The organism is Pseudomonas sp. PA-4-8C (assembly GCF_021606625.1).
In the GTDB taxonomy this organism is placed as follows: Bacteria; Pseudomonadota; Gammaproteobacteria; order Pseudomonadales; family Pseudomonadaceae; genus Aquipseudomonas; species Aquipseudomonas lactis.
The window spans coordinates 1-17,961 of sequence record NZ_WKCD01000018.1; the positions used below are offsets into that span (position 1 = coordinate 1).

Genomic DNA, 17,961 nt, shown 5'->3' on the forward strand with positions numbered 1-17,961 from the left:
CCCGTAATCCGCCAGTGATTTGGGGGGCCGCCGCCACGCGCCATCCATGGCGCGGGGCGGCTAAACCGGCATCCCTGCCGGTTTACCCCCCAAATCCCTGGCGAATTCCGGCCAGCGTGGTTTGACGGGGCGCCTGAGATCAAGATCACAAGCAGATCAAGAGCAAGATCAAGAGCGGCTCGCTTCGCATCGTGGTTAGCTTCGGCAGCAGCAACTCTTTGTGTAGATACCTATGTTTTGATAAGGGCAGCCTCCAGCGGCACGCGTTAAGCTACACGCCTAATGCATTCAAGCATCAAGCGTGCGGCGTGCCGCTGAGGTCCTTTCATGAGAGTTCTGTTATTCGGCGCCACCGGCATGGTGGGCCAGGGTGTGCTGCGCGAGTGCCTGCTGGCGCCTGATGTGCAGGAAGTGGTGGCCGTGGGCCGCACGCCCTTGACTCAGGAGCACGGCAAGCTGCACCAGGTGTTGCACAGCGACATGCTGGATTTCCAACCCCTGGAAAACCTGTTGCAAGGTTTTGATGCGTGCTTCTTCTGCCTGGGTGTTTCGTCGGCGGGCATGAAAGAAGCGCGCTATACCCACCTCACCTATGACCTGACCCTGGTGGCGGCCAGTACCCTGGCGCGGCTCAATCCGCAGATGGCCTTTATCTATGTGTCCGGCGCTGGCACGGACAGCTCCGAAGCCGGCAAGTCGATGTGGGCGCGGGTCAAGGGCAAGACCGAAAATGCCTTGCTGCGCTTGCCGTTCAAGGCGGTGTATCTGTTCCGTCCGGGGATCATCCAGCCGTTGCACGGTGTGCGTTCGAAGACGCCGTTGTATCAATCTTTCTATAGCGTGCTCGGGCCGGTGCTTTCGTTTGTGCGGCGACTAAAGCCGGACTGGGTGGTGAGCACCGAGACCGTCGGCCGTGCGATGTTGCAGGCGGCCAGCCAAGGCGCGCCGCAGCCGGTGGTGGAGCAGGCGCAGATTAATCGCCTGGCGGCTGAGCGCCGCTGAACTGAATCAACGCCACGCCACCGATCAGCAGTAGCGCGCCCAGTACTCGCGAGGTTGTCAGCTGACGTTCCGCCAGGCCGAACAGGCCGAAATGGTCCAGCAGTAACGAGGCGAGGATCTGCCCGGCCATGGCCAGCGCAATGAAGCCTGATGCGCCGAGCTTGGGCAGCAGCATCAGCGCCAATGAAATGAAACACACGCCAAAGGCACCGCCGGCCCACATCCACAACGGTGACTTGTTGATAAAGGCCAGGCTCGGCAGAGGCAAACGCAGCGCCACAATCACCGGCAGCAGCACGATGATGCTTACCAGCAACGACGCCAAGGTGGCCCACAAAGGATGGCCCAGCCCGCGCCCGAGGTTGGCGTTGATCGCACTTTGAAACGGCACCACTGCACCGGCGAACACCGCCAGCGCCAACAAACCTACCCAATGCAACACCGTCATCTCGACGCTCCCAGAAGTTTTGCTGGACTCTAGGTTATTCGTCGAGCAAATTTAAATTCCAAATTCTTATGCTGGGCATGCAGCTGATGAATGATCTGCGCCGCATCGACCTTAACCTGTTGGTGGTCCTCGACGCCTTGCTCAGCGAGCAGCACGTCACCCGCGCCGCCGAGCGCCTGCACCTGAGCCAGCCGGCGGTCAGCCATGCGTTGGCGCGGCTGCGCGATATGCTGGGCGACCCGCTGCTGATGCGTCAGGGCGGCACACTGGTGCCAACCGCGCGCGCCTTGGAGTTGGCGGCACCCTTGGCCGAAACCCTGGCGCAGGTGCAGGCCTTATTGACGCCGAATCGTTTTGATCCCACTTCTGCCAAACGCCGCTTTCGCGTGGCGATGTCGGATTACAGCGCAGCGATTTTCCTACCCGGCCTGGTTCGCGTCCTACGCCAGGAAGCGCCCGGTATCGACTTGCAGATCATCCAGGCTAGCCGCGAAGGCATGGTCGACGGTGTGCTCAATGGCGACCTCGACCTGGCGGCAGGTGTATTTCCCGACATCCCCGCCGAACTGCGCACCACGCCGCTGTTCGAAGAGCAGTACACCTGCCTGGTCGACCGCGACAGCCTTACGCCAAGTGGGGTGCTGGACCTGCCGGGCTACCTGTCGCGCCCCCATGTACTGCTGGAGATGCGCGGCAGCGGCACACCGGAAATCGAACGGGCACTGACGGCCATTCGTGAACGCCGCCATGTGGCGATCAGCCTGCCGCATTGGGGGGTGGCGCCGCAGTTGATCCAGGGCACGGATTTGATTCTGACGGTGTCGTCCCGGGGTTTATTGAATATCGACGCTCGGCAATTGCTGGCCGTGCCACCGCCCTTTCATATCCCGTCGTTTGCCTTTGAGCTGGCCTGGCATACGCGGCGGGGTGGGGATGCAGGGTTGCAGTGGTTGATTGAGCGGGTGGTGGGGCTGGTTGATTAGGCTCCTGTTACCAGGCTTTCGGAGGTTGACGACGTGTATGAAAAATCCGCATTACTTGTAGTCGCCCCTCTCGAATTCGGTAAGGAACAATGTAGGGCCATCGGGATACAACCCACTCGCGAGTCCCCGGCACTCGTCCCTCTTTCCCCATCGCGGGAAACGCGGCTACCTGTTCCAGACCACTTAGAATTGCCAGGACAAATTCATGGGCTGCTTTGGGGTTTTCTTCGGCAATATAAGCCGCTTCATCGTCAAGATTTCTGAGGGCTGCCCTCAGCCACTCAACCTGCATTGGCGCGCCATTTATCAGCGACAGCCTTTACCTCGGCAGCCGTGGCGAAATCCCCCGCATCCGCTTCTTTCACGGCTTTCTGGATTTCTTCGATTTGCCAGGCTTCGCGGGCCAGGTATTCGCGTAATGCGTCAACGGCCAGAAAGGATTTGCTGCGACCGGTAGCCTTGGCGAGACTGGCGAGGGTATCGGCGACGTCTTCCGGTATACGTAGGGACATAACAGACATATGAACCTCGATGTAGTGATGTGTAGTGCAACATACTACATCGTCATTACCGCCACGGTTTGCCCCGCTCGTCAGGCGTATGACGATCAAGGAGAACAGTCATGCTTTCTGGATTCAACCACCTGACCCTGGCCGTCACCGATGTGCCGCGCAGCGTCAGTTTCTATCACGACCTGCTCTGCCTGCAGCTCGACGCAACCTGGGACCACGGTGCCTACCTCTCACTGCCTGGGCTTTGGCTGTGCCTGTCGCTCGACCCGTTGCGTTCGACTAATGTGGCGGTGGATTACACCCACTATGCCTTCACTGTCGATGCTGCTGATTTCACTGCCTTGGTCGAACGCCTGCGTGCTGCCGGCGTACGGGAATGGCGAGACAACCGCAGCGAAGGCGCATCGTTTTATTTTCTCGATCCCGACGGCCATAAGCTGGAGGCTCATGTCGGCGATTTGGCCTCGCGCCTGCAAGCCTGTCGTGCCAAGCCCTATGCTGGAATGAAGTTTTACCCGTCGCGGTGAAGCATGCAGAATCAATCACCTTTAGCGTCTGTCGGAGCGTCTATCCATGACTCCATCCTTGCTGTTCGCCGTGCTGGCTTCGGGTTTTATCTACGGCATTACCCCTGGCCCCGGTGTCCTGGCCGTATTCGGCATCGGTGCGGCCCGTGGCCGGCGTGCCGGGGCAGGATTCTTGTGCGGTCATTTGCTCGGCGATGTGGTGTGGTGCAGCACGGCGCTGATAGCCATCGTCGGTGCGCGGGAAGTCGGCAGCAGTGCGTTTGACGTGCTCGGCGTACTCAGTGGGGTGTATTTGTTCTGGCTCGGCTGGCGTGCGATCCGCACCCAACGCCGCAACAGCGATGCCCCTCAGGGCGCGGCGCGTCATCCGTTCTGGCACGGCATTCTGTTTGGCTTGACCAACCCCAAGGCGTATCCGGTGGCCGTGGCGACCTTCACTGCGTTGCTGTCCAGCCGGGCCGAGCTGTTGACTTGGTCGATGCTGCCGACCTTGATTCTGCTGAGCTTTATCGGTGGCTTGCTGGCCTACGCGATCCTGATCGGTGTGGTGGGCGCCCAACGGGTGCGGACGCTGTATCAACGCCACGAAATTCTCATCACCAGACTCTGCGGCGTGATATTTATCGGCTTCGCCCTCAATGCCCTGGCGCACGCATTGCCGGGCCTGTTTGGCAGCAAACCGGCCTGAGGCGACGACTGCCGTTCGTCGCACAGGGAAGTTTTTTCTAAACCTTTGCCGCCCTGAAAATTCCAATTCAGGGCGAGGAGTATACTCCCGCGCCTATTTTTGCCCTGGAGGAACCCATCATGAGCCGCATGGCTATCCGGTTACGCACCGCCAGTTTCGCGATGCTGCTGGGCCTCGGCGCCAGCAATGCTTTCGCCCAGTCGCCTGCAGAATTCATCGAGCAGGCTTCGGCCAAAGGCATGGCCGATATCGAAACCAGCCGCATGGCCCACGCCAAGACCTCGTCCCAAGAGATCAAGGACTACACCATCGAGGTCATCAACGAGCGCACCCTGGCCAACCAGCACTTGGCGGCGATTGCCAAGAAGCTTGATTTGCCTGTGGCCCCACGGGAGAAGATCGTTGATAAGGCCGAAACCCTGATGCCTGAACTCAAGGACGGCGATTCGTTTGACGCTGCCTATACCGCGCAGCAGGTCAAGGAGAACGAAGATGCCATCGCCCTGTTCCAGAAAGAAGGTGCGGCGTCGGATGTACCAGAGATAAAAGCGTTGGTGGATGAGACGCTGCCCAAGCTTGAAGAGCGCCTGCAAAAAGCCCGGGCCCTGGCCTCGACCTACGGCAAGGGCCATCAAGGCGACGGTTGAGGCCCCTGCCTGACATGAAAAACGGCGGTTGGAGAGGATCCAACCGCCGTTTTTTTATGCCGAGTTCAGGCCTGTCCTGGACGCGGCTTGTTCAATGTAGCGCTATAACGCCAGTTCCCCCTGACCGGTGCCTTCCAGCGCCAATAAATACTGCTTGGCCGCCAGCCCGCCCGCGAAACCGGTCAAGCCGCCAGAAGCACCAATCACCCGGTGGCAGGGCGCAATGATTGAGATGGGGTTGCGCCCATTCGCCGCGCCGACAGCGCGCACGGCTTTGGGGTTGCCGATCTGCTCGGCGATCTGGCTGTAGCTGCGGGTTTCGCCGAAGGGGATGGTCAGCAGTGCCTGCCAGACCTGCTTTTGGAAGTCAGTGCCCGTGAAGTCCAGCTCCAGCTCGAACTGGTTACGTGTTCCGGCAAAGTATTCCTTCAATTGGCGTTCGGTTTCTCGCAGCACCGGGCTGTCGTTGGCCTCGATCAATTCACCCAGGCGTACGCGATTCGCACGTTCCACTTCCCAGAGGATGGCGCTGAGTTTGCCATCGCGCGCCACCAGGGTGAGCTCACCGACGGGGGAAGGCATGAGCTTGTAGTGGTAAGTCATCGGCAGGCTCCTTGAAGGGGCGTGAAGGGGGACGACGTCACTGTAGTTCCATCAGAGTGCCTGGAAACTACGTTTCTTGCGGTCAAATTTTGCGCTCGTCTAGAAATTCCAGTAAACCCAATCGGCGTAGTAGGGGTACCAGTAAAGCCACGAGATTATGTAGAGCGCCTTCAGCGCAGATGCAGTGCTTAGCATGAACGCAGAAATGATATTGAGCAGGGTGATAATCAAAGCCAATACTGCCACGCGGCGGCTCGCATGACGCCAGGCCAGGCTCACCCCGTAAGCCGACGCGGCAATCACGCCTATTTCCAAGAGTAATCCGAGAGGAAAGGGCAGCCTTGCAAACGAGGCCAGCAGTGGCAACACCAACACCCAGCCGACGACTTGGCGCAGGATGATCTTGGGTGTGTTTTTTTGGGTGTCCAGCATTGCCATGTGTCCGAACTCTTGGCCGATGAGCCTACATCATCGCGGGGTGTTGCCGTCCTTGCCGTAAGATTTTGTTTAGGCGTAACTACCGTTCCTGTTGCAATACCTTGAGCGCAGCGGACGCCAGGAATCCCGAGCGGCTTTTTTCCTGTGGATGATTCAACACGTACTCATCGATGCGATTCAACAGATAGCCGGGCAGGGTGATGTTGAGCTTTTGAGCTTTGCCCAGATATTTGGTCACGTCGATGTCCACCACAGCCCACGTGCAACCGGCGTACTGAGGGTTGGCGGCGTGCACGGTGACTTTCTGCGCGCTGGGGATCGGCGCGCCATCTTCTGCGAGGATCTCGAAGTGCCCTTCGATGGCTTCGCGGGCCATGGCCATGGCATCGTCCAGATCATCGCCGGCTGAATAACAGCCAGGAATATCCGGGACTTCCACGCCCCAGGCGTGGTCCGCGTCGCCCGTTGAAATTGCGATGGGGTAAAGCATGCTCTTGCCCTCCAGGGACGGTTAGCTCAGCAGAGCCTGTTTCAAAATGCTCTTGGCGGTTTTATCCAGCAGGTCCTTTTTGGGGTGAGGGATCGTCACGAGCCCCGGCTTTGTCGGGTGCTTGAAGTGATGATGGCTACCTCGGATGCGCACCAGATACCAACCGTCTGCAACGATGTGTCCTATCAAATACCGGCTATCCACATCACCTCCTTGTGGTGTGTGTTGGTGGAGACTATAACCACTGCTATAAAATTATCAACACTCTACCTACCAACGGTTGATGTCCGAGATTTCGATAGGTGTTGAATGAAGTGTATGGGCGCACAGAAATGGCGCCGCTTGGAGGTATTACGAGGTGCTTCACGCCCTCAGGCTCGACTGCCGAGCAGCAGATGAGCGCTGGAGGCTAAATTATTGGTATAAAAAAACCGGTCACCAAGGACCGGTTTTTTGTGCATCCTGCGCCAGAACCCTCCTGACGCAAGTGCAAATCTGAGTGGAGCGGGTAGAGGGAATCGAACCCTCAACTAAAGCTTGGGAAGCTTTCGTTTTGCCACTAAACTATACCCGCTCAGAGCGGCTGACTTTGTACCAGATGTTCGGCTGGATTTGAAGTTTTTCTTTGAAAAATGTGAGAGTTGCGTGTGGCGAGCAAGCTTGCTCGCCACAGTGTCAGGCTTGATTTCAAAGCGCCCATGCATGCTGCGCCTGGCCCTGGCTATATCGCAACGGGCTGGCGGGCCGCTGCCCTTTCAAGAAGCCCACCACGGCCTCACGGCTATCGCGGCATGCGGCTTTATGTTCCATGTCCAAGAAGTGTCCCGTCGCCTGGATGGTGCTGAAGCTGCTCTTGGCGACATGCTGGCCAAACAGCTTGGCGTCGTCTGCGCTGGTGTATTCGTCCCATTCTCCGTTCAAGAACAGCACCGGAATGTCGATCTGTCTGGCGGCCTTGAGGTAGCACTGCCGGTCGCTGTTGAGCACGTGGCTGATGTGAAAATGCATCTGCCCATATTCGTGTACGGCCAGGCTGCTGACATGGCGGTAGTTGAAGCGCTTGAACAGCGACGGCAGGTGCTTGCCGAGGGTGCTGTTGACCAGGTGGCCGACACGGTCGCGGTCGAGGTTGCCCAGGTAGTCGACGCCACGTTCGAGGTAGTCACGCATGGGCGCATTGATCACCGGCGAGAATGAGCTGATCACGGCTTTTTCCACCCGACGGGGTCGCTGGGCGAGGGCAACCAACGTGGCTGCGCCGCCCCAGGAGAAGGACAACACGTGTTCAGCGGCGAAGTGGTCGAGCAGTTCCAGGAGGATCTGGCCTTCGACTTCCTTGGTCAGCATGTGCTCATGACGGTTGTGGATTTTGGAACGGCCAGCGTAGGGCTGGTCGTACAACACCACATTGAATTGCGGGTACAGGCTTTTCACGGTTTGAGCGAAGGACGCTGTGGTCGCCATGGAGCCGTTAACCAGGACGATGGTCTTGGCCGCTGCGTCCGCGCGATAGAACTCCGTGTACACCCGAAACTGACCCTGTATATCCAGCACAGCGATTTCTGGCCTCATGTCGTAAGACTCCTGGCAAGCGGGTAGTGCGCGCAGATCACTCTGCACGAGCTTTATGACAGGTAGGCATACGCCTGGAAAATGAGGGCCCATGTCGGTCCGATGACGGCTGGCCGGCGGGTGTTGTTATGGCGGGCGGTTTGCCGGGAAGGCCCCGGTATCAAGCGCGGGCGAGGCAAGGTGTTTCTTGGAGGTTATAGGGCGACTCGTCAGTCATCATCTGGCTGAAGCCTTGATTCAAGCAGCACCGAAAGCAGGTCGCAAGGCAAGCGGCTGGTTTTTTGCCATCACCGGCTGAACGGTCGTCAGACTTGTCGGATTTCGTCGTCAGTCAGTGGCCGATACTGACCCGGCGCAAGCGACGTATCCAGCACCAAGGGCCCCATTCGCTCGCGGTGCAGGCCGACCACCTTATTATCAAAGTGCCCGAACATGCGCTTCACCTGATGATAGCGGCCTTCGATGATGCTCAACCGGGCCGCTCTGGGGCTCAGCAGTTCAAGTTCGGCAGGTTGGGTAGTGAGATCTTCAAAAGCGAAATACACGCCTGCCGCGAACGTCTGCGCGTACTGCGGGCCGATGTCCTGTTCGGTGCGCACGTGGTACACCTTGGGCAACTTGGTCTGCGGTTGGGTGAGGCGCCGCGACCATTGGCCGTCGTTGGTGATCAGCATCAGGCCGGTGGTGTTGAAATCCAGGCGCCCGGCGATATGCAGGTCGGCTTTGTCCGGTTCGTCCAGCAGGTCCAGGACCGTGGGGTGTTGCGGGTCTGATGTGGCGCTGACGCAACCCTGAGGTTTGTGCAGCATGAAATAACGCGCCGGCTTGCCCGCTTGCAGGATTTCACCGTCCACGCAGACCTGGCTGAATTCACGTACGTGATGGTGCGGATCGCTGACTGCAACACCCTCGACGGTTACCCGGCGCTCCGCCAGCAACAGGCGCACTTGCTTGCGATTGAACTGTGGCAGGTTGCTGAGGAAGCGATCAACGCGCATGGCGGTTACGCAACTGTTCGTCCACTTGGGCACAGCGTGGGCACAGGCAGGCTTTATTGCGCAACTCATCCGGCAGGGCTTCAAGCACCGCCGGGTTGATGATGACGCTGTAGCACCAGCAGGCCTGGTCGACGGTACGCGGGTCGGCCAGGGAGCAGTCGTTGCGGGCACCGCAGGCGGGGCAGAGGGTCGGTGTGGTCATGGGTCGGTTCAGAAGGGAATCGGGTAGGGCGCGTTAGTTATTGCACGATACAGCGCGGCTGCGCGGCATTCCATCACCATGGCTTTTTGGCGAGGCTTCACTTCGTCTGAAACAGATGTTTCCACTTGTGTCGCGAACGCACCAGATTCGGTTTTTGATGTCAGATGTTTCGTCATTCAGTGAAGGCTGAATGCCGCTCGCCAGCGTCGCTGGAGGAGCTCTTCCGCGGTCCAGGAGGCCGCCATGTATCGACGACTGCTGCTTATCGCTTTGCTCGGCCTGACCCTTTCAGCCTGCGTGCCCTACTACGATGGAGGCGCTACCTACTATCGCTCCGAGGTCTACACCGCACCGGCGCCAGCCTACTACTACGGCGGCCCGCGTTATTACCCTTCTGGGCGCAGCTATTACGCGCCAGCGCCTCGCTACTATGCGCCGCAGCCTCGCTACTATTCGGCGCCGCGCTACTACCAACCGGCCCCGCGCTATTACCCTCGCGCCGGCTACCGGCCCTACCCAAACCAGGGGTGGGGCGACCGCTGGGGCAATGGCGGGCGTGGACGTGGTTCCGACCACGGAGGTGGCCGCGGCGGTCACCGTTAAATATCTTGAAAAACAAGCGGCGCATCATGCGCCGTTTTTTATAGGTACCGTATGTCCGTACTGTCAGATTTAACAGCTATCTTTGAGGCGCTAGCTGTACTTCACTAACGAGAAGCCTTGTGCTTTTGCGTGGTGAGACTGAGCAGATGGAATCCCTATGTTCAAACAATTGATTTGCGTGCTCCTGCTGATGAGCGGCTTCATTGCATCGGCAAGAGCGGAGCAGGGCTGTCCTTATACGACGCAGATCGTGTACGCCGATGGCCATTATCGCGCCCAGGACAATGGCCTGCGCTGGCAAAGTCCGAAGGTAGCGTCGCGTGGTGTTGTCGACGGGTTCATTGGCGCAGTCTTCATGCCGGGCGACGGCGAGGAGAGAGGAAACGGCTACATGGACAAGTGCATCTACCGCACCAGCTGGAACGGGGTAGTAGTGTTGAGGCCAAGCAGGGGCAATGAGATTATCAACATGTCGTTGACCAGCTCCTTGTATTGGAAGCTGCAGCCCGATGCGTTCGAGTTGCCGGTGTATACGTGCGTGGACAGCCAACCGGACAATTGCGCGTTCAAGGTCAACGACAAACGTACAGACCTGTCAGTAGTCAGATAAATCTGCCAGAGGATTCCTACCTTCCCAAGCCTTGTCAAAGTGCGCTTGCACCACTGCATCCGGCAGTGTGTTGATATCCGGCCAGTGCCAATGAGGCGTCTGGTCTTTGTCGATCAGGCGCGCCCGAACGCCTTCGGCGAACTCCGGATGACGGCAGCAGTTGAGGCTCAGGGTGTATTCCATCTCGAACACCTGGGCCAGGGATAGGTGGCGCGCGCGCTGGAGCTGTTCCCACACCAGATGCGCCGTCAGCGGGCAGCCCTCGTTGAGGGTTTTGCCGGCGCGGTTCAATAGCGGGTCGCTGTGGTCGCGCAGCAGGCTCAAGGCACGCCAGGCACAGCGTACATCTCCGACATCCAGCCATTCGTCGATTTGTGCGCGGCGCGGTAGCCATTGCGCTTCGGGTTGATCGCTGACCGCCTCCTGGCCCAGGGCCTTTAGCAGGCTGTTGAGTTGCATCGCGCTCTGTTCCTGCCAGTTCAGTTGCAACAGGCCATCGAGCAATTCGTCTTGCTGGTCATCGCGCAGGAAGCGATCGGCCAGGCCCAAGTCCAGCGCGTCACGACCGTTGATATGGGCACCGGTGAGGCCCAGGAACAGGCCGAGCTTGCCCGGCAGGCGGGACAGGAACCAACTGGCCCCCACATCCGGGTACAAGCCAATGCTGATCTCGGGCATGGCCAAACGACTGCTCGGCGTAACGATACGCACGGCGGCGCTTTGCAACAGGCCCATGCCACCGCCCAATACATAACCGTGGCCCCAGCAGATCAACGGTTTGGGGTAGGTGTGCAGGCGGTAGTCAAGACGATATTCAGCGGCAAAAAACTGCGCGGCCAGAGCCGGAACTTCGCCGGGCTGCTCACGGCATGCCTGGGCCAGGCTGCGCACTTCGCCACCGGCGCAAAAGGCTTTGGGGCCGTTGCCGCGCAGCAGCACGCAGACGATCTGCGGGTCTTTGGCCCAAGCCTCCATGCGCTCATCCAGGGCCAGGATCATCGGCAGGGAGAGGGCATTGAGGGACTTTGGCGCGTCCAGGCTGGCGATGCCGATGCGAGCGCCGCCACTGCCGGTCAGTTCTTCGAAATGCAGGTTCATCGTGACCTCAATCGAGAAGGTGAAGGATGAGTATGATCCCTTCGTGGGAAAGTGCCGGTGCTGTGTCAGATCAATTGACAAGCGGGGTCGGCTTTCCTAGGGTTCGCCTCATTCTTTTTTACAAGACAATTGAACTATGACCGATGGCGACCGTATCAAACTCGAACCCAGCTGGAAACACGCCCTGCGCGATGAGTTCGAGAAGCCCTACATGGCGCAATTGCGCGAGTTTCTGCGCCAGGAACATGCCGCTGGCAAAGAGATCTACCCGCCCGGCCCGTTGATTTTCAATGCCCTTAATTCCACGCCCCTGGACAAGGTCAAGGTGGTGATCCTCGGCCAAGACCCCTACCACGGCCCTGGCCAGGCCCACGGCCTGTGCTTCTCGGTACAACCGGGCGTGCCGGCGCCGCCGTCGCTGGTCAATATCTATAAAGAGCTCAAGCGCGACCTGAACATCGACATCCCCAACCACGGTTACCTGCAAAGCTGGGCCGACCAGGGCGTGCTGATGCTCAACACCACCATGACCGTGGAGCGCGCCAATGCCAACGCCCATGCGGGTAAGGGCTGGCAGTTTTTTACCGATCGAATCATCGAAGTGGTCAGCGAGCATCAGCCGCACTTGGTGTTCCTGCTGTGGGGCGCCCATGCTCAAAGCAAGCAGAAGCTCATCGATGCCACCAAGCATCTGGTGCTGACGTCGGTGCATCCGTCACCGTTGTCGGCGTATCGTGGGTTTCTGGGCTGCGGGCATTTCAGCCGGACCAACAAGTTCCTTGAGCAGAATGGCGAGGCCCCCATCGAGTGGCGTTTGCCACCGGTCTGAGGCCTGGCACATTCAGAATGTGGGAGGGTTTAGAGAGGGGCTGGCTGACGGTTCCAGTGCCGAAACAAAGGCTCGGCCAAAAACAGCACGAACAACAGGCGCATCACCTGCATCGCCGTCACCAAGGGCACCGACAGCTGCAGGGTTTCAGCCGTCAGGCTCATCTCAGCGATACCGCCTGGCATCATGCCCAGGGTCAGTGATCGCAGGTCGAGGTGAGTGAGGGCGCTCAAGCCCACCGCCGCCAATGTCGCCAGCAGCATGGTCAATGCCGTGCCAATCAAGGTGCGGCCCATGAACGACGGTGCCCGACGAAAGAACTGCCGATTGAAGTGGCAACCCAAACCGCTGCCGATCAACCATTGGCCGATCTGGCTGCCGCCGTCTGGCAGGCCAATGTGCAAATCCCAGGTCACGCTCGCCACCGCACTCACCAGCAATGGTCCGAACAACCAGGGGTTGGGTTGGCGCAAGCGTTGCCAGCCCCAGGCGACCAGCGCACCCACCGGAAACAGCAGGGCCAGCCAGGCCCAGTCTACGGGCGCCGGATGAAACTGCGGCGCGCCGCCTCCGAGCAAATACTTGAAGATCGCCGGCACACACAGCACCACCACCAGCACTCGCAGGCTTTGCCCGGCCGCAACCCGGCTGAGCACCGCGCCATTGCGGGCGCCGAGGTTGACCATCTCGCCGGAACCGCCCGGCATGCTGGAGAAAAACGCCGTGGCACGGTCTTCACCGCTGCGGCGCATCAACCACACGCCCACCACGCTCGACAAGCTGGTGACCAGTGCGCCGAAGAAGATCAGGCCGAAATGGCTCATCACCTGCTCGATCACCACCGGGGTGAAGTGCAGGCCGATGCCGATGCCCACCACCCATTGGCCGCATTTGCGCCCGCCGGGAATCTCCGCCAACTGCCAGGGCGTGAGGCACCGCACCAGGATGATCGCCAGCAACGAGCCGACCATGTACGGCAAAGGCCAGCCCACCAGGCTGGCCAGGTAACCGCCGGCCAGGCCGACCAGCGGTGTTCCCCACCAATGTTTAAAGGTGACCTCAGACATCGGCCAGGGCACGACGCTGTTGCACGCGTTTACGCCAGATACGCAGCAGCGGTACAAGCAGCATGATTGCGGTGAGTACCCAGACGCCAAAGGTGATCGGGCTCGACCACAGGATTTCCAGCGCACCGTTGGAGATCGACAGCGCACGGCGCAGGTTCTGCTCCATCAGGCCGCCGAGGATAAAGCCCAGCAGCAGCGGCGACAGCGGGAAGTCCAGCTTGCGCAGGATGTAGCCGAAGATGCCGATGGCGATCATCAGGAACAGATCGAAGGTGGTGGCATGCACGGCGTACACGCCAATCGCGGTGATGATGGCGATCACCGGCACCAGCGCCCAGTTCGGCACGGCGAGGATACGGGTGAAGATGCGGATCATCGGGATGTTGAGCACCACCAGCATGATGTTGGCAATGAACAACGACGCGATCAGGCCCCAGACAATGTCCGGTTGCTGTTGGAACAGCAGCGGGCCAGGAGTGATGTTGTACAGCGACAGGGCGCCGATCATCACCGCTGTGGTGCCCGAGCCCGGAACACCGAGGGTCAGCATCGGTACCATGGCGCCGCAAACCGATGCGCCAATCGCGGTTTCAGGGGCGGCCAGGCCGCGCATGTCGCCTTGGCCGAACTTGCCGCTCGCGCCTGCGATGCGTTTCTCGGTCATGTAGGCAACGGCCGACGCCATGGTCGCACCGGCACCCGGCAACACGCCGATGATAAAGCCCGACACGCCGCAACGCAGGTTCACGGTGAGTACCGACAAGGCTTCCTTGGCGTTGAACATCATGCGCCCGGTGGCTTTCACTGCTTCCTGGCCACGGTGGGTTTTTTCCAGCAGCAGCAGAATCTCGCTGATGGAGAACAGCCCCAGTACCAGCACCACGAACTGGATGCCGTCGGTCAGGTGAATATTGTCGCCGGTAAAGCGGTACACACCGCTGTTGGCGTCGATGCCCACGCAGGAAAGGAACAAGCCGATCAGCGCCGCAACAAAAGTCTTCAGCGGTTTGTCACCGGCCATGCCGCCCAGGCAGACAATCGCAAACACCATCAATACGAAGTATTCCGCCGGGCCGAACGCAATCGCCCACTTGGCCAGCAGCGGGGCGAACAGCACCATGCCGCAGGTGGCGATAAACGCGCCGATGAACGAACTCCAGGCCGACAATGACAGCGCCACGCCAGCCAGGCCTTTGCGGGCCATCGGGTAACCGTCGAGGGTGGTCATCACGGTGGACGCTTCGCCCGGGATGTTCAGCAGAATCGAACTGATGCGGCCACCGTATTCGCAGCCCAGGTACACGGCTGCCAGCAGGATCAGCGCCGACTCGGGCGGCAAGCCCAGGGCGAAGGCGATGGGGATCAACAGCGCCACTCCGTTGATCGGGCCCAGGCCCGGCAACAGGCCGACCACGGTGCCGATCAAGGTGCCGCACAACGCGGTCACTAGGTTATAGGGGCTCAGCGCAACGCCGAAACCCTGGCCCAAATAGCCAAAAGTATCCATATCAGTTCTCCAGAACGTCGAGCAGGCCGAGGGGCAACGGTACGTCCATGGTTTTATCGAACAGCAGATAAAGACCGACGCTCATCAAGGTGATGATCACCACGCTGGGCAACCAGCGGCCGCCATACAGCCGTGCCATCGGAATACCGATCAGCATGCTGCTGAGAATGAAGCCCAAGGATTCGAACGTGCCGGCAAACACCAGCAGCAGGGCCACACAGATGCCGATCTTGATCAACGTGGGTTGGTCCAGTGCGGGTTCATCGTCGGTGTGTTTGGTCGCCTGCGGGCGAATCATCATGTAGATGAGCGCCAGGCCCATCAGCCCGAGCAGCAGCAGGGGGAAGGCCCTGGGCCCCACGGGTTCGTAGGAAAAGGCCGCCTGATACGGCCAGGCCATCAGTGCCAGGCCGATACAGGCCAGTAACAGCACCGCGGCAAAAATGCGTTGTAAGAGCATAGAAAACTCCAAGGCCCCTCTTGTAGGAGCGAGCTTGCTCGCGAAAAACGTCAACGATGACGCCGGCCATCCTGGATGCACACGGTGTACTTGCGTTCTTCGCGAGCAAGCTCGCTCCTACAGGGGCATTACACAAAAAGAGGGGCGATTACTGGATCAGGCCGAACTCTTTGGCCAGCACTTTGTAGTCAGCCACCTGCTTCTTCACGTAGGTGTCCAGCTCCTGGCCGGTCATGGCAAACGGGAACAGCTCGCGCTGGTCACGCAGCTTGGCGAACTCCTCGGAAGCCAGCAGTTTGTCGAAGGCGGCTTTCCACCAGGCGTAGTCTTCATCGCTGACCTTTGGCCCCAGGTAGAAGCCACGCACCACCGGCCAGACGATGTCGTAGCCTTGCTCTTTGGCGGTCGGAATATCCTTCATTTCCGGCTCATCCAGGCGCTTCTCGGAGAACACCGCCAGCAGGCGCATGTCGCCGCTCTGGATATGCGGCATGGAGTCGGAGATGTCGGTACTGCCCACTTGGATGTGACCACCCAGCAAGGCTGTGGCGATTTCACCGCCGCCCTCAAGGGCGACGTAACGCAGCTCGCGCGGGTTGATCCCGGCGGCCTTGGCAATCAGTGCGGTTTGCATCCAGTCCTGGCTGCCGACGGTGCCGCCGGAGCCAATCACCACGCTGCCTGGGTCTTTCTTCAAGGCTTTGACCAGATCATCGAGGGTTTTGTAGGGCGAGTCGCTTTTCACAGCGATGGCGCCATAACTGGTGCCAACCGCCGCCAACCAGCGCACGGCGCTTTCATCAAAACGGCCGAACTTGCCCTGGGCCAGGTTCAACAGCGAACCGCTCGACCAGGCGACCAGGGTGCCGGCATCCGCAGGGCGCTGGGCGACGACCGCGTTGTAGGCCACCGCGCCCACGCCGCCTGGCATGTAGGTCACGCGCATCGGCTTGGTCAGCAGCTTTTGATTCACCAGCGCGCTTTGCGCCAGCTTGCAGGTCAGGTCAAAACCGCCGCCAGGCGAGGCTGGGGCAATACATTCCGGACGCTTGGGTTCGTCGGCGGCCAGCAGTTGGCCGGCGAACAGCATGCAGCCGGCGGCAAGGGCAAATTTACGCAGTGAAAGGGTCATGGTGATCTCCATCGTTGTTGTTATGAGGGGGTACTACCAAAGTGCGACGCTGTAGCTGACCAGCAAGCGCATTTCATCTGCGTCACGGGCCGAATAGTTGGAGCGATAGGTGGCGTTACGCAGGCGCACGGCCACATCTTTGAACGTGCCGCTTTGCACCACGTACTTGATCTCGCTGTTGCGTTCCCACTCCTTGCCGGTCTCGCCATTCTTGAGCTTGATGTTGTCACCCGAGAGGTAACGGCTCATGAAACTCAAGCCCGGAATGCCCAGCTTGGCGAAATCGTAGTCGTAACGTGCCTGCCAGGAGCGTTCTTCGGCGCCGGCAAAATCGTTGATCTGCACGAAGTTGACCAGGTACGGGTCGCTGCCATCCACATACGGGAAGGCGCTGTCGCCGGACATGTGCTGGTAGCCGGCGCTGAGCTTATGACCATTGAGAGCGTAGCTGAACAGGCCGTTGAGGGACGTGTTGTCGATATTGCCGCCGCGCGCTGAGCCGGTGTCATCACTGATCGCCAGGCGCAGGTCGGCGCCGAAGGTGCCAGGGCCCATCGGGCGGGATGCGACCATGCCGAGGAAGTGCTGGCGATACACGTCGTCAAGTTGGGCGAAGTGGTAGCTGCCGGTGACCTTTTCGGCGAACTTGTAGTCCACGCCACCAAAGTTGAAGTGCTTGCCGGTGGCACCGCTGAGGAAGCGGCTGTTCTTGTTATTGAGCGCGATGTCTTCGTAGTTGGTGTCGTCGCGGTCCTTGGCTTTGTCCAGGCGGCCACCGGTGAACACCAGGTTCTTGAATTCCTTGGAAGTGATCAAGCCACCGTTGAAGGTCTGCGGCAGGATGCGCCCGTCGTTGGGCTTGAGGATCGGCAGTTCGGGGATCAGCGAGCCGATCTTAAGCTCAGTGGCGGAGATTTTCACTTTGCCGGTCAGGCCCAGCTTGGAGTACTCGTTGGCGGCGCGGCCGTCATCGTGGGTCGGCAGCAGGCCGGTGCCGGTGCGGTCGGGGCTGGAGTCGAGCTTGACGCCGAGCATGCCCAGCGCATCCACGCCAAAGCCGACGGTGCCGTCGGTGTAGCCCGATTGCACATTGAGCATGAAGCCTTGTGCCCATTCGTCGCGCTTGGATTGCTGTGCACTGGTACCGTCGCGAAAGTCGCGGTTGAAGTACATGTTGCGGGTTTCCAGGGTCGCGCTACTGTCTTCGAAGAAGGCAGCCTGGCTGAGCGGCGCAAAGCCGGCAAGGGCGGCGGCACTGGCGAGGGCGGTGTGGGTCAGGCGGGAAGAGCGAACAGGCGGGCAAGCCTGTGGCTGGGTCGACAGCATCGTGGTGTACTCCGTTATTGTTCTTATTTTGGCGAAAACGCTTCAAGGCGTTTTTCGGGCGCTACGGGTCAGGCAACTCGGCGGGCATAGACCACCGTGCTTAGATCCTAAAGGGCGAAGCTTTCACTAACCTTTCAATCGCCTTTCAATGTTTTCGGGCTTCACAGGCCAGGTTGCGGCTGTAAACTGCCGGGCAAAGCGTGGCGCCGACCACCCCTG

General features: G+C 59.9%; 24 protein-coding genes and 1 tRNA gene. 8 read left to right on the forward strand and 17 right to left on the reverse strand.

The annotated features are described in order from the left end of the window. Window positions 1–327: 327 nt before the first annotated feature. Complete coding sequence (locus GIW04_RS05500) at window positions 328–1,002, forward strand: NAD(P)H-binding protein (RefSeq protein WP_003189392.1); 675 nt, start codon at window positions 328–330, stop codon at window positions 1,000–1,002. Here GIW04_RS05500 and GIW04_RS05505 read toward each other — a convergent pair. Continuing rightward, window positions 974–1,450, reverse strand: a complete 477-nt coding sequence (locus GIW04_RS05505; RefSeq protein ID WP_057711916.1) for a DMT family transporter — start codon at window positions 1,448–1,450, stop codon at window positions 974–976. The genes GIW04_RS05500 and GIW04_RS05505 overlap by 29 nt on opposite strands. A 77-nt stretch (window positions 1,451–1,527) precedes the next feature. On the opposite strand from GIW04_RS05505, the gene GIW04_RS05510 reads away from it, so the two are divergent. Then, window positions 1,528–2,433, forward strand: a complete 906-nt coding sequence (locus GIW04_RS05510) for a LysR family transcriptional regulator (RefSeq protein WP_413469141.1) — start codon at window positions 1,528–1,530, stop codon at window positions 2,431–2,433. Between the two features lie 7 nt (window positions 2,434–2,440). On the opposite strand, the gene GIW04_RS05515 is transcribed toward GIW04_RS05510, so the two are convergent. Together GIW04_RS05515 and GIW04_RS05520 are read right to left on the reverse strand one after the other, a co-directional pair. Next, window positions 2,441–2,725: a type II toxin-antitoxin system RelE/ParE family toxin gene (locus GIW04_RS05515; RefSeq protein ID WP_120247638.1), complete on the reverse strand. Its 285-nt coding sequence runs from the start codon at window positions 2,723–2,725 to the stop codon at window positions 2,441–2,443. After that, window positions 2,715–2,954, reverse strand: a complete 240-nt coding sequence (locus GIW04_RS05520; protein WP_032900450.1) for a CopG family ribbon-helix-helix protein — start codon at window positions 2,952–2,954, stop codon at window positions 2,715–2,717. Before GIW04_RS05520 ends, GIW04_RS05515 begins: the two co-directional genes overlap by 11 nt. A gap of 101 nt (window positions 2,955–3,055) precedes the next feature. Here GIW04_RS05520 and fos point away from each other — a divergent pair, with 101 nt between their 5' ends. The 3 genes from fos to GIW04_RS05535 all read left to right on the forward strand — a co-directional run bounded on the left by fos (window position 3,056) and on the right by GIW04_RS05535 (window position 4,807). Further along, complete coding sequence (gene fos, locus GIW04_RS05525; protein WP_120247639.1) at window positions 3,056–3,472, forward strand: fosfomycin resistance glutathione transferase; 417 nt, start codon at window positions 3,056–3,058, stop codon at window positions 3,470–3,472. Between the two features lie 46 nt (window positions 3,473–3,518). Further along, on the forward strand, window positions 3,519–4,160 hold the full coding sequence (locus tag GIW04_RS05530) for a LysE family translocator (RefSeq protein ID WP_120247640.1): 642 nt from the start codon (window positions 3,519–3,521) through the stop codon (window positions 4,158–4,160). Window positions 4,161–4,279: 119 nt separating this feature from the next. Then, window positions 4,280–4,807, forward strand: a complete 528-nt coding sequence (locus tag GIW04_RS05535; protein WP_003189402.1) for a DUF4142 domain-containing protein — start codon at window positions 4,280–4,282, stop codon at window positions 4,805–4,807. Window positions 4,808–4,909: 102 nt separating this feature from the next. Here the strand turns inward: GIW04_RS05535 and GIW04_RS05540 are convergent, their stop codons facing one another. The 8 genes from GIW04_RS05540 to GIW04_RS05575 form a co-directional block, all read right to left on the reverse strand. Continuing rightward, on the reverse strand, window positions 4,910–5,410 hold the full coding sequence (locus GIW04_RS05540; RefSeq protein ID WP_034135071.1) for a methylated-DNA--[protein]-cysteine S-methyltransferase: 501 nt from the start codon (window positions 5,408–5,410) through the stop codon (window positions 4,910–4,912). A gap of 99 nt (window positions 5,411–5,509) precedes the next feature. Beyond that, complete coding sequence (locus GIW04_RS05545; RefSeq protein ID WP_373874295.1) at window positions 5,510–5,848, reverse strand: hypothetical protein; 339 nt, start codon at window positions 5,846–5,848, stop codon at window positions 5,510–5,512. Window positions 5,849–5,927: 79 nt separating this feature from the next. Further along, the gene (locus tag GIW04_RS05550; protein WP_003189409.1) at window positions 5,928–6,338 is read right to left on the reverse strand and encodes a type II toxin-antitoxin system HicB family antitoxin; all 411 of its coding nucleotides are present in this window, start codon (window positions 6,336–6,338) and stop codon (window positions 5,928–5,930) included. A 21-nt stretch (window positions 6,339–6,359) separates the two neighbouring features. Continuing rightward, window positions 6,360–6,542: a type II toxin-antitoxin system HicA family toxin gene (locus GIW04_RS05555; RefSeq protein WP_003189411.1), complete on the reverse strand. Its 183-nt coding sequence runs from the start codon at window positions 6,540–6,542 to the stop codon at window positions 6,360–6,362. A gap of 296 nt (window positions 6,543–6,838) precedes the next feature. After that, window positions 6,839–6,912 (reverse strand) — tRNA-Gly (locus GIW04_RS05560). Window positions 6,913–7,025: 113 nt separating this feature from the next. Beyond that, window positions 7,026–7,910: an alpha/beta fold hydrolase gene (locus GIW04_RS05565; RefSeq protein ID WP_034135073.1), complete on the reverse strand. Its 885-nt coding sequence runs from the start codon at window positions 7,908–7,910 to the stop codon at window positions 7,026–7,028. A gap of 305 nt (window positions 7,911–8,215) precedes the next feature. Beyond that, window positions 8,216–8,908, reverse strand: coding sequence for a pseudouridine synthase (locus tag GIW04_RS05570; protein ID WP_057710820.1), 693 nt, complete (start codon window positions 8,906–8,908; stop codon window positions 8,216–8,218). Continuing rightward, a complete protein-coding gene (locus GIW04_RS05575; protein WP_057710821.1) occupies window positions 8,898–9,110 on the reverse strand; it encodes a cysteine-rich CWC family protein in 213 nt (70 codons plus the stop codon). The genes GIW04_RS05570 and GIW04_RS05575 overlap by 11 nt, the downstream gene beginning before the upstream one ends. Before the next feature lie 243 nt (window positions 9,111–9,353). Between GIW04_RS05575 and GIW04_RS05580 the strand changes: the two genes are divergently transcribed. Together GIW04_RS05580 and GIW04_RS05585 are read left to right on the forward strand one after the other, a co-directional pair. Continuing rightward, complete coding sequence (locus GIW04_RS05580) at window positions 9,354–9,713, forward strand: hypothetical protein (protein WP_019818497.1); 360 nt, start codon at window positions 9,354–9,356, stop codon at window positions 9,711–9,713. Window positions 9,714–9,870: 157 nt separating this feature from the next. Beyond that, window positions 9,871–10,323: a DUF3757 domain-containing protein gene (locus tag GIW04_RS05585; RefSeq protein ID WP_032900451.1), complete on the forward strand. Its 453-nt coding sequence runs from the start codon at window positions 9,871–9,873 to the stop codon at window positions 10,321–10,323. Here the strand turns inward: GIW04_RS05585 and GIW04_RS05590 are convergent. Beyond that, window positions 10,309–11,421 carry an enoyl-CoA hydratase/isomerase family protein gene (locus GIW04_RS05590; protein ID WP_120247641.1) on the reverse strand — a complete coding sequence of 371 codons (1,113 nt, stop codon included), beginning with the start codon at window positions 11,419–11,421 and terminating at the stop codon, window positions 10,309–10,311. The genes GIW04_RS05585 and GIW04_RS05590 overlap by 15 nt on opposite strands. A gap of 136 nt (window positions 11,422–11,557) precedes the next feature. Here GIW04_RS05590 and ung point away from each other — a divergent pair, with 136 nt between their 5' ends. Further along, complete coding sequence (gene ung / locus GIW04_RS05595) at window positions 11,558–12,250, forward strand: uracil-DNA glycosylase (protein WP_003189424.1); 693 nt, start codon at window positions 11,558–11,560, stop codon at window positions 12,248–12,250. Between the two features lie 29 nt (window positions 12,251–12,279). On the opposite strand, the gene GIW04_RS05600 is transcribed toward ung, so the two are convergent. The 5 genes from GIW04_RS05600 to GIW04_RS05620 form a co-directional block, all read right to left on the reverse strand. Further along, window positions 12,280–13,317: an AbrB family transcriptional regulator gene (locus GIW04_RS05600; RefSeq protein ID WP_034135075.1), complete on the reverse strand. Its 1,038-nt coding sequence runs from the start codon at window positions 13,315–13,317 to the stop codon at window positions 12,280–12,282. Continuing rightward, complete coding sequence (locus GIW04_RS05605; RefSeq protein ID WP_003189428.1) at window positions 13,310–14,824, reverse strand: tripartite tricarboxylate transporter permease; 1,515 nt, start codon at window positions 14,822–14,824, stop codon at window positions 13,310–13,312. The genes GIW04_RS05600 and GIW04_RS05605 overlap by 8 nt, the downstream gene beginning before the upstream one ends. A gap of 1 nt (window position 14,825) precedes the next feature. Next, on the reverse strand, window positions 14,826–15,284 hold the full coding sequence (locus GIW04_RS05610; RefSeq protein ID WP_003189430.1) for a tripartite tricarboxylate transporter TctB family protein: 459 nt from the start codon (window positions 15,282–15,284) through the stop codon (window positions 14,826–14,828). Between the two features lie 148 nt (window positions 15,285–15,432). Continuing rightward, window positions 15,433–16,422, reverse strand: coding sequence for a Bug family tripartite tricarboxylate transporter substrate binding protein (locus GIW04_RS05615; protein ID WP_169855587.1), 990 nt, complete (start codon window positions 16,420–16,422; stop codon window positions 15,433–15,435). Window positions 16,423–16,449: 27 nt separating this feature from the next. Next, window positions 16,450–17,742, reverse strand: a complete 1,293-nt coding sequence (locus GIW04_RS05620) for an OprD family porin (protein ID WP_120247642.1) — start codon at window positions 17,740–17,742, stop codon at window positions 16,450–16,452. Window positions 17,743–17,961 lie beyond the last annotated feature (219 nt).

Bases quoted from the DNA above. Each gene is read 5' to 3' on its own strand.
- GIW04_RS05540 (WP_034135071.1), bottom strand. From the start codon at position 5,410: ATGACTTACCACTACAAGCTCATGCCTTCCCCCGTCGGTGAGCTCACC.
- GIW04_RS05570 (WP_057710820.1), bottom strand. From the start codon at position 8,908: ATGCGCGTTGATCGCTTCCTCAGCAACCTGCCACAGTTCAATCGCAAG.
- GIW04_RS05550 (WP_003189409.1), bottom strand. From the start codon at position 6,338: ATGCTTTACCCCATCGCAATTTCAACGGGCGACGCGGACCACGCCTGG.
- GIW04_RS05600 (WP_034135075.1), bottom strand. From the start codon at position 13,317: ATGTCTGAGGTCACCTTTAAACATTGGTGGGGAACACCGCTGGTCGGC.
- GIW04_RS05565 (WP_034135073.1), bottom strand. From the start codon at position 7,910: ATGAGGCCAGAAATCGCTGTGCTGGATATACAGGGTCAGTTTCGGGTG.
- GIW04_RS05585 (WP_032900451.1), top strand. From the start codon at position 9,871: ATGTTCAAACAATTGATTTGCGTGCTCCTGCTGATGAGCGGCTTCATT.
- GIW04_RS05580 (WP_019818497.1), top strand. From the start codon at position 9,354: ATGTATCGACGACTGCTGCTTATCGCTTTGCTCGGCCTGACCCTTTCA.
- GIW04_RS05575 (WP_057710821.1), bottom strand. From the start codon at position 9,110: ATGACCACACCGACCCTCTGCCCCGCCTGCGGTGCCCGCAACGACTGC.
- GIW04_RS05515 (WP_120247638.1), bottom strand. From the start codon at position 2,725: ATGCAGGTTGAGTGGCTGAGGGCAGCCCTCAGAAATCTTGACGATGAA.
- GIW04_RS05610 (WP_003189430.1), bottom strand. From the start codon at position 15,284: ATGCTCTTACAACGCATTTTTGCCGCGGTGCTGTTACTGGCCTGTATC.
- GIW04_RS05545 (WP_373874295.1), bottom strand. From the start codon at position 5,848: ATGGCAATGCTGGACACCCAAAAAAACACACCCAAGATCATCCTGCGC.
- GIW04_RS05510 (WP_413469141.1), top strand. From the start codon at position 1,528: ATGCAGCTGATGAATGATCTGCGCCGCATCGACCTTAACCTGTTGGTG.
- GIW04_RS05500 (WP_003189392.1), top strand. From the start codon at position 328: ATGAGAGTTCTGTTATTCGGCGCCACCGGCATGGTGGGCCAGGGTGTG.
- GIW04_RS05520 (WP_032900450.1), bottom strand. From the start codon at position 2,954: ATGTCTGTTATGTCCCTACGTATACCGGAAGACGTCGCCGATACCCTC.
- GIW04_RS05590 (WP_120247641.1), bottom strand. From the start codon at position 11,421: ATGAACCTGCATTTCGAAGAACTGACCGGCAGTGGCGGCGCTCGCATC.
- GIW04_RS05505 (WP_057711916.1), bottom strand. From the start codon at position 1,450: ATGACGGTGTTGCATTGGGTAGGTTTGTTGGCGCTGGCGGTGTTCGCC.
- ung (WP_003189424.1), top strand. From the start codon at position 11,558: ATGACCGATGGCGACCGTATCAAACTCGAACCCAGCTGGAAACACGCC.
- fos (WP_120247639.1), top strand. From the start codon at position 3,056: ATGCTTTCTGGATTCAACCACCTGACCCTGGCCGTCACCGATGTGCCG.
- GIW04_RS05605 (WP_003189428.1), bottom strand. From the start codon at position 14,824: ATGGATACTTTTGGCTATTTGGGCCAGGGTTTCGGCGTTGCGCTGAGC.
- GIW04_RS05620 (WP_120247642.1), bottom strand. From the start codon at position 17,742: ATGCTGTCGACCCAGCCACAGGCTTGCCCGCCTGTTCGCTCTTCCCGC.
- GIW04_RS05535 (WP_003189402.1), top strand. From the start codon at position 4,280: ATGAGCCGCATGGCTATCCGGTTACGCACCGCCAGTTTCGCGATGCTG.
- GIW04_RS05530 (WP_120247640.1), top strand. From the start codon at position 3,519: ATGACTCCATCCTTGCTGTTCGCCGTGCTGGCTTCGGGTTTTATCTAC.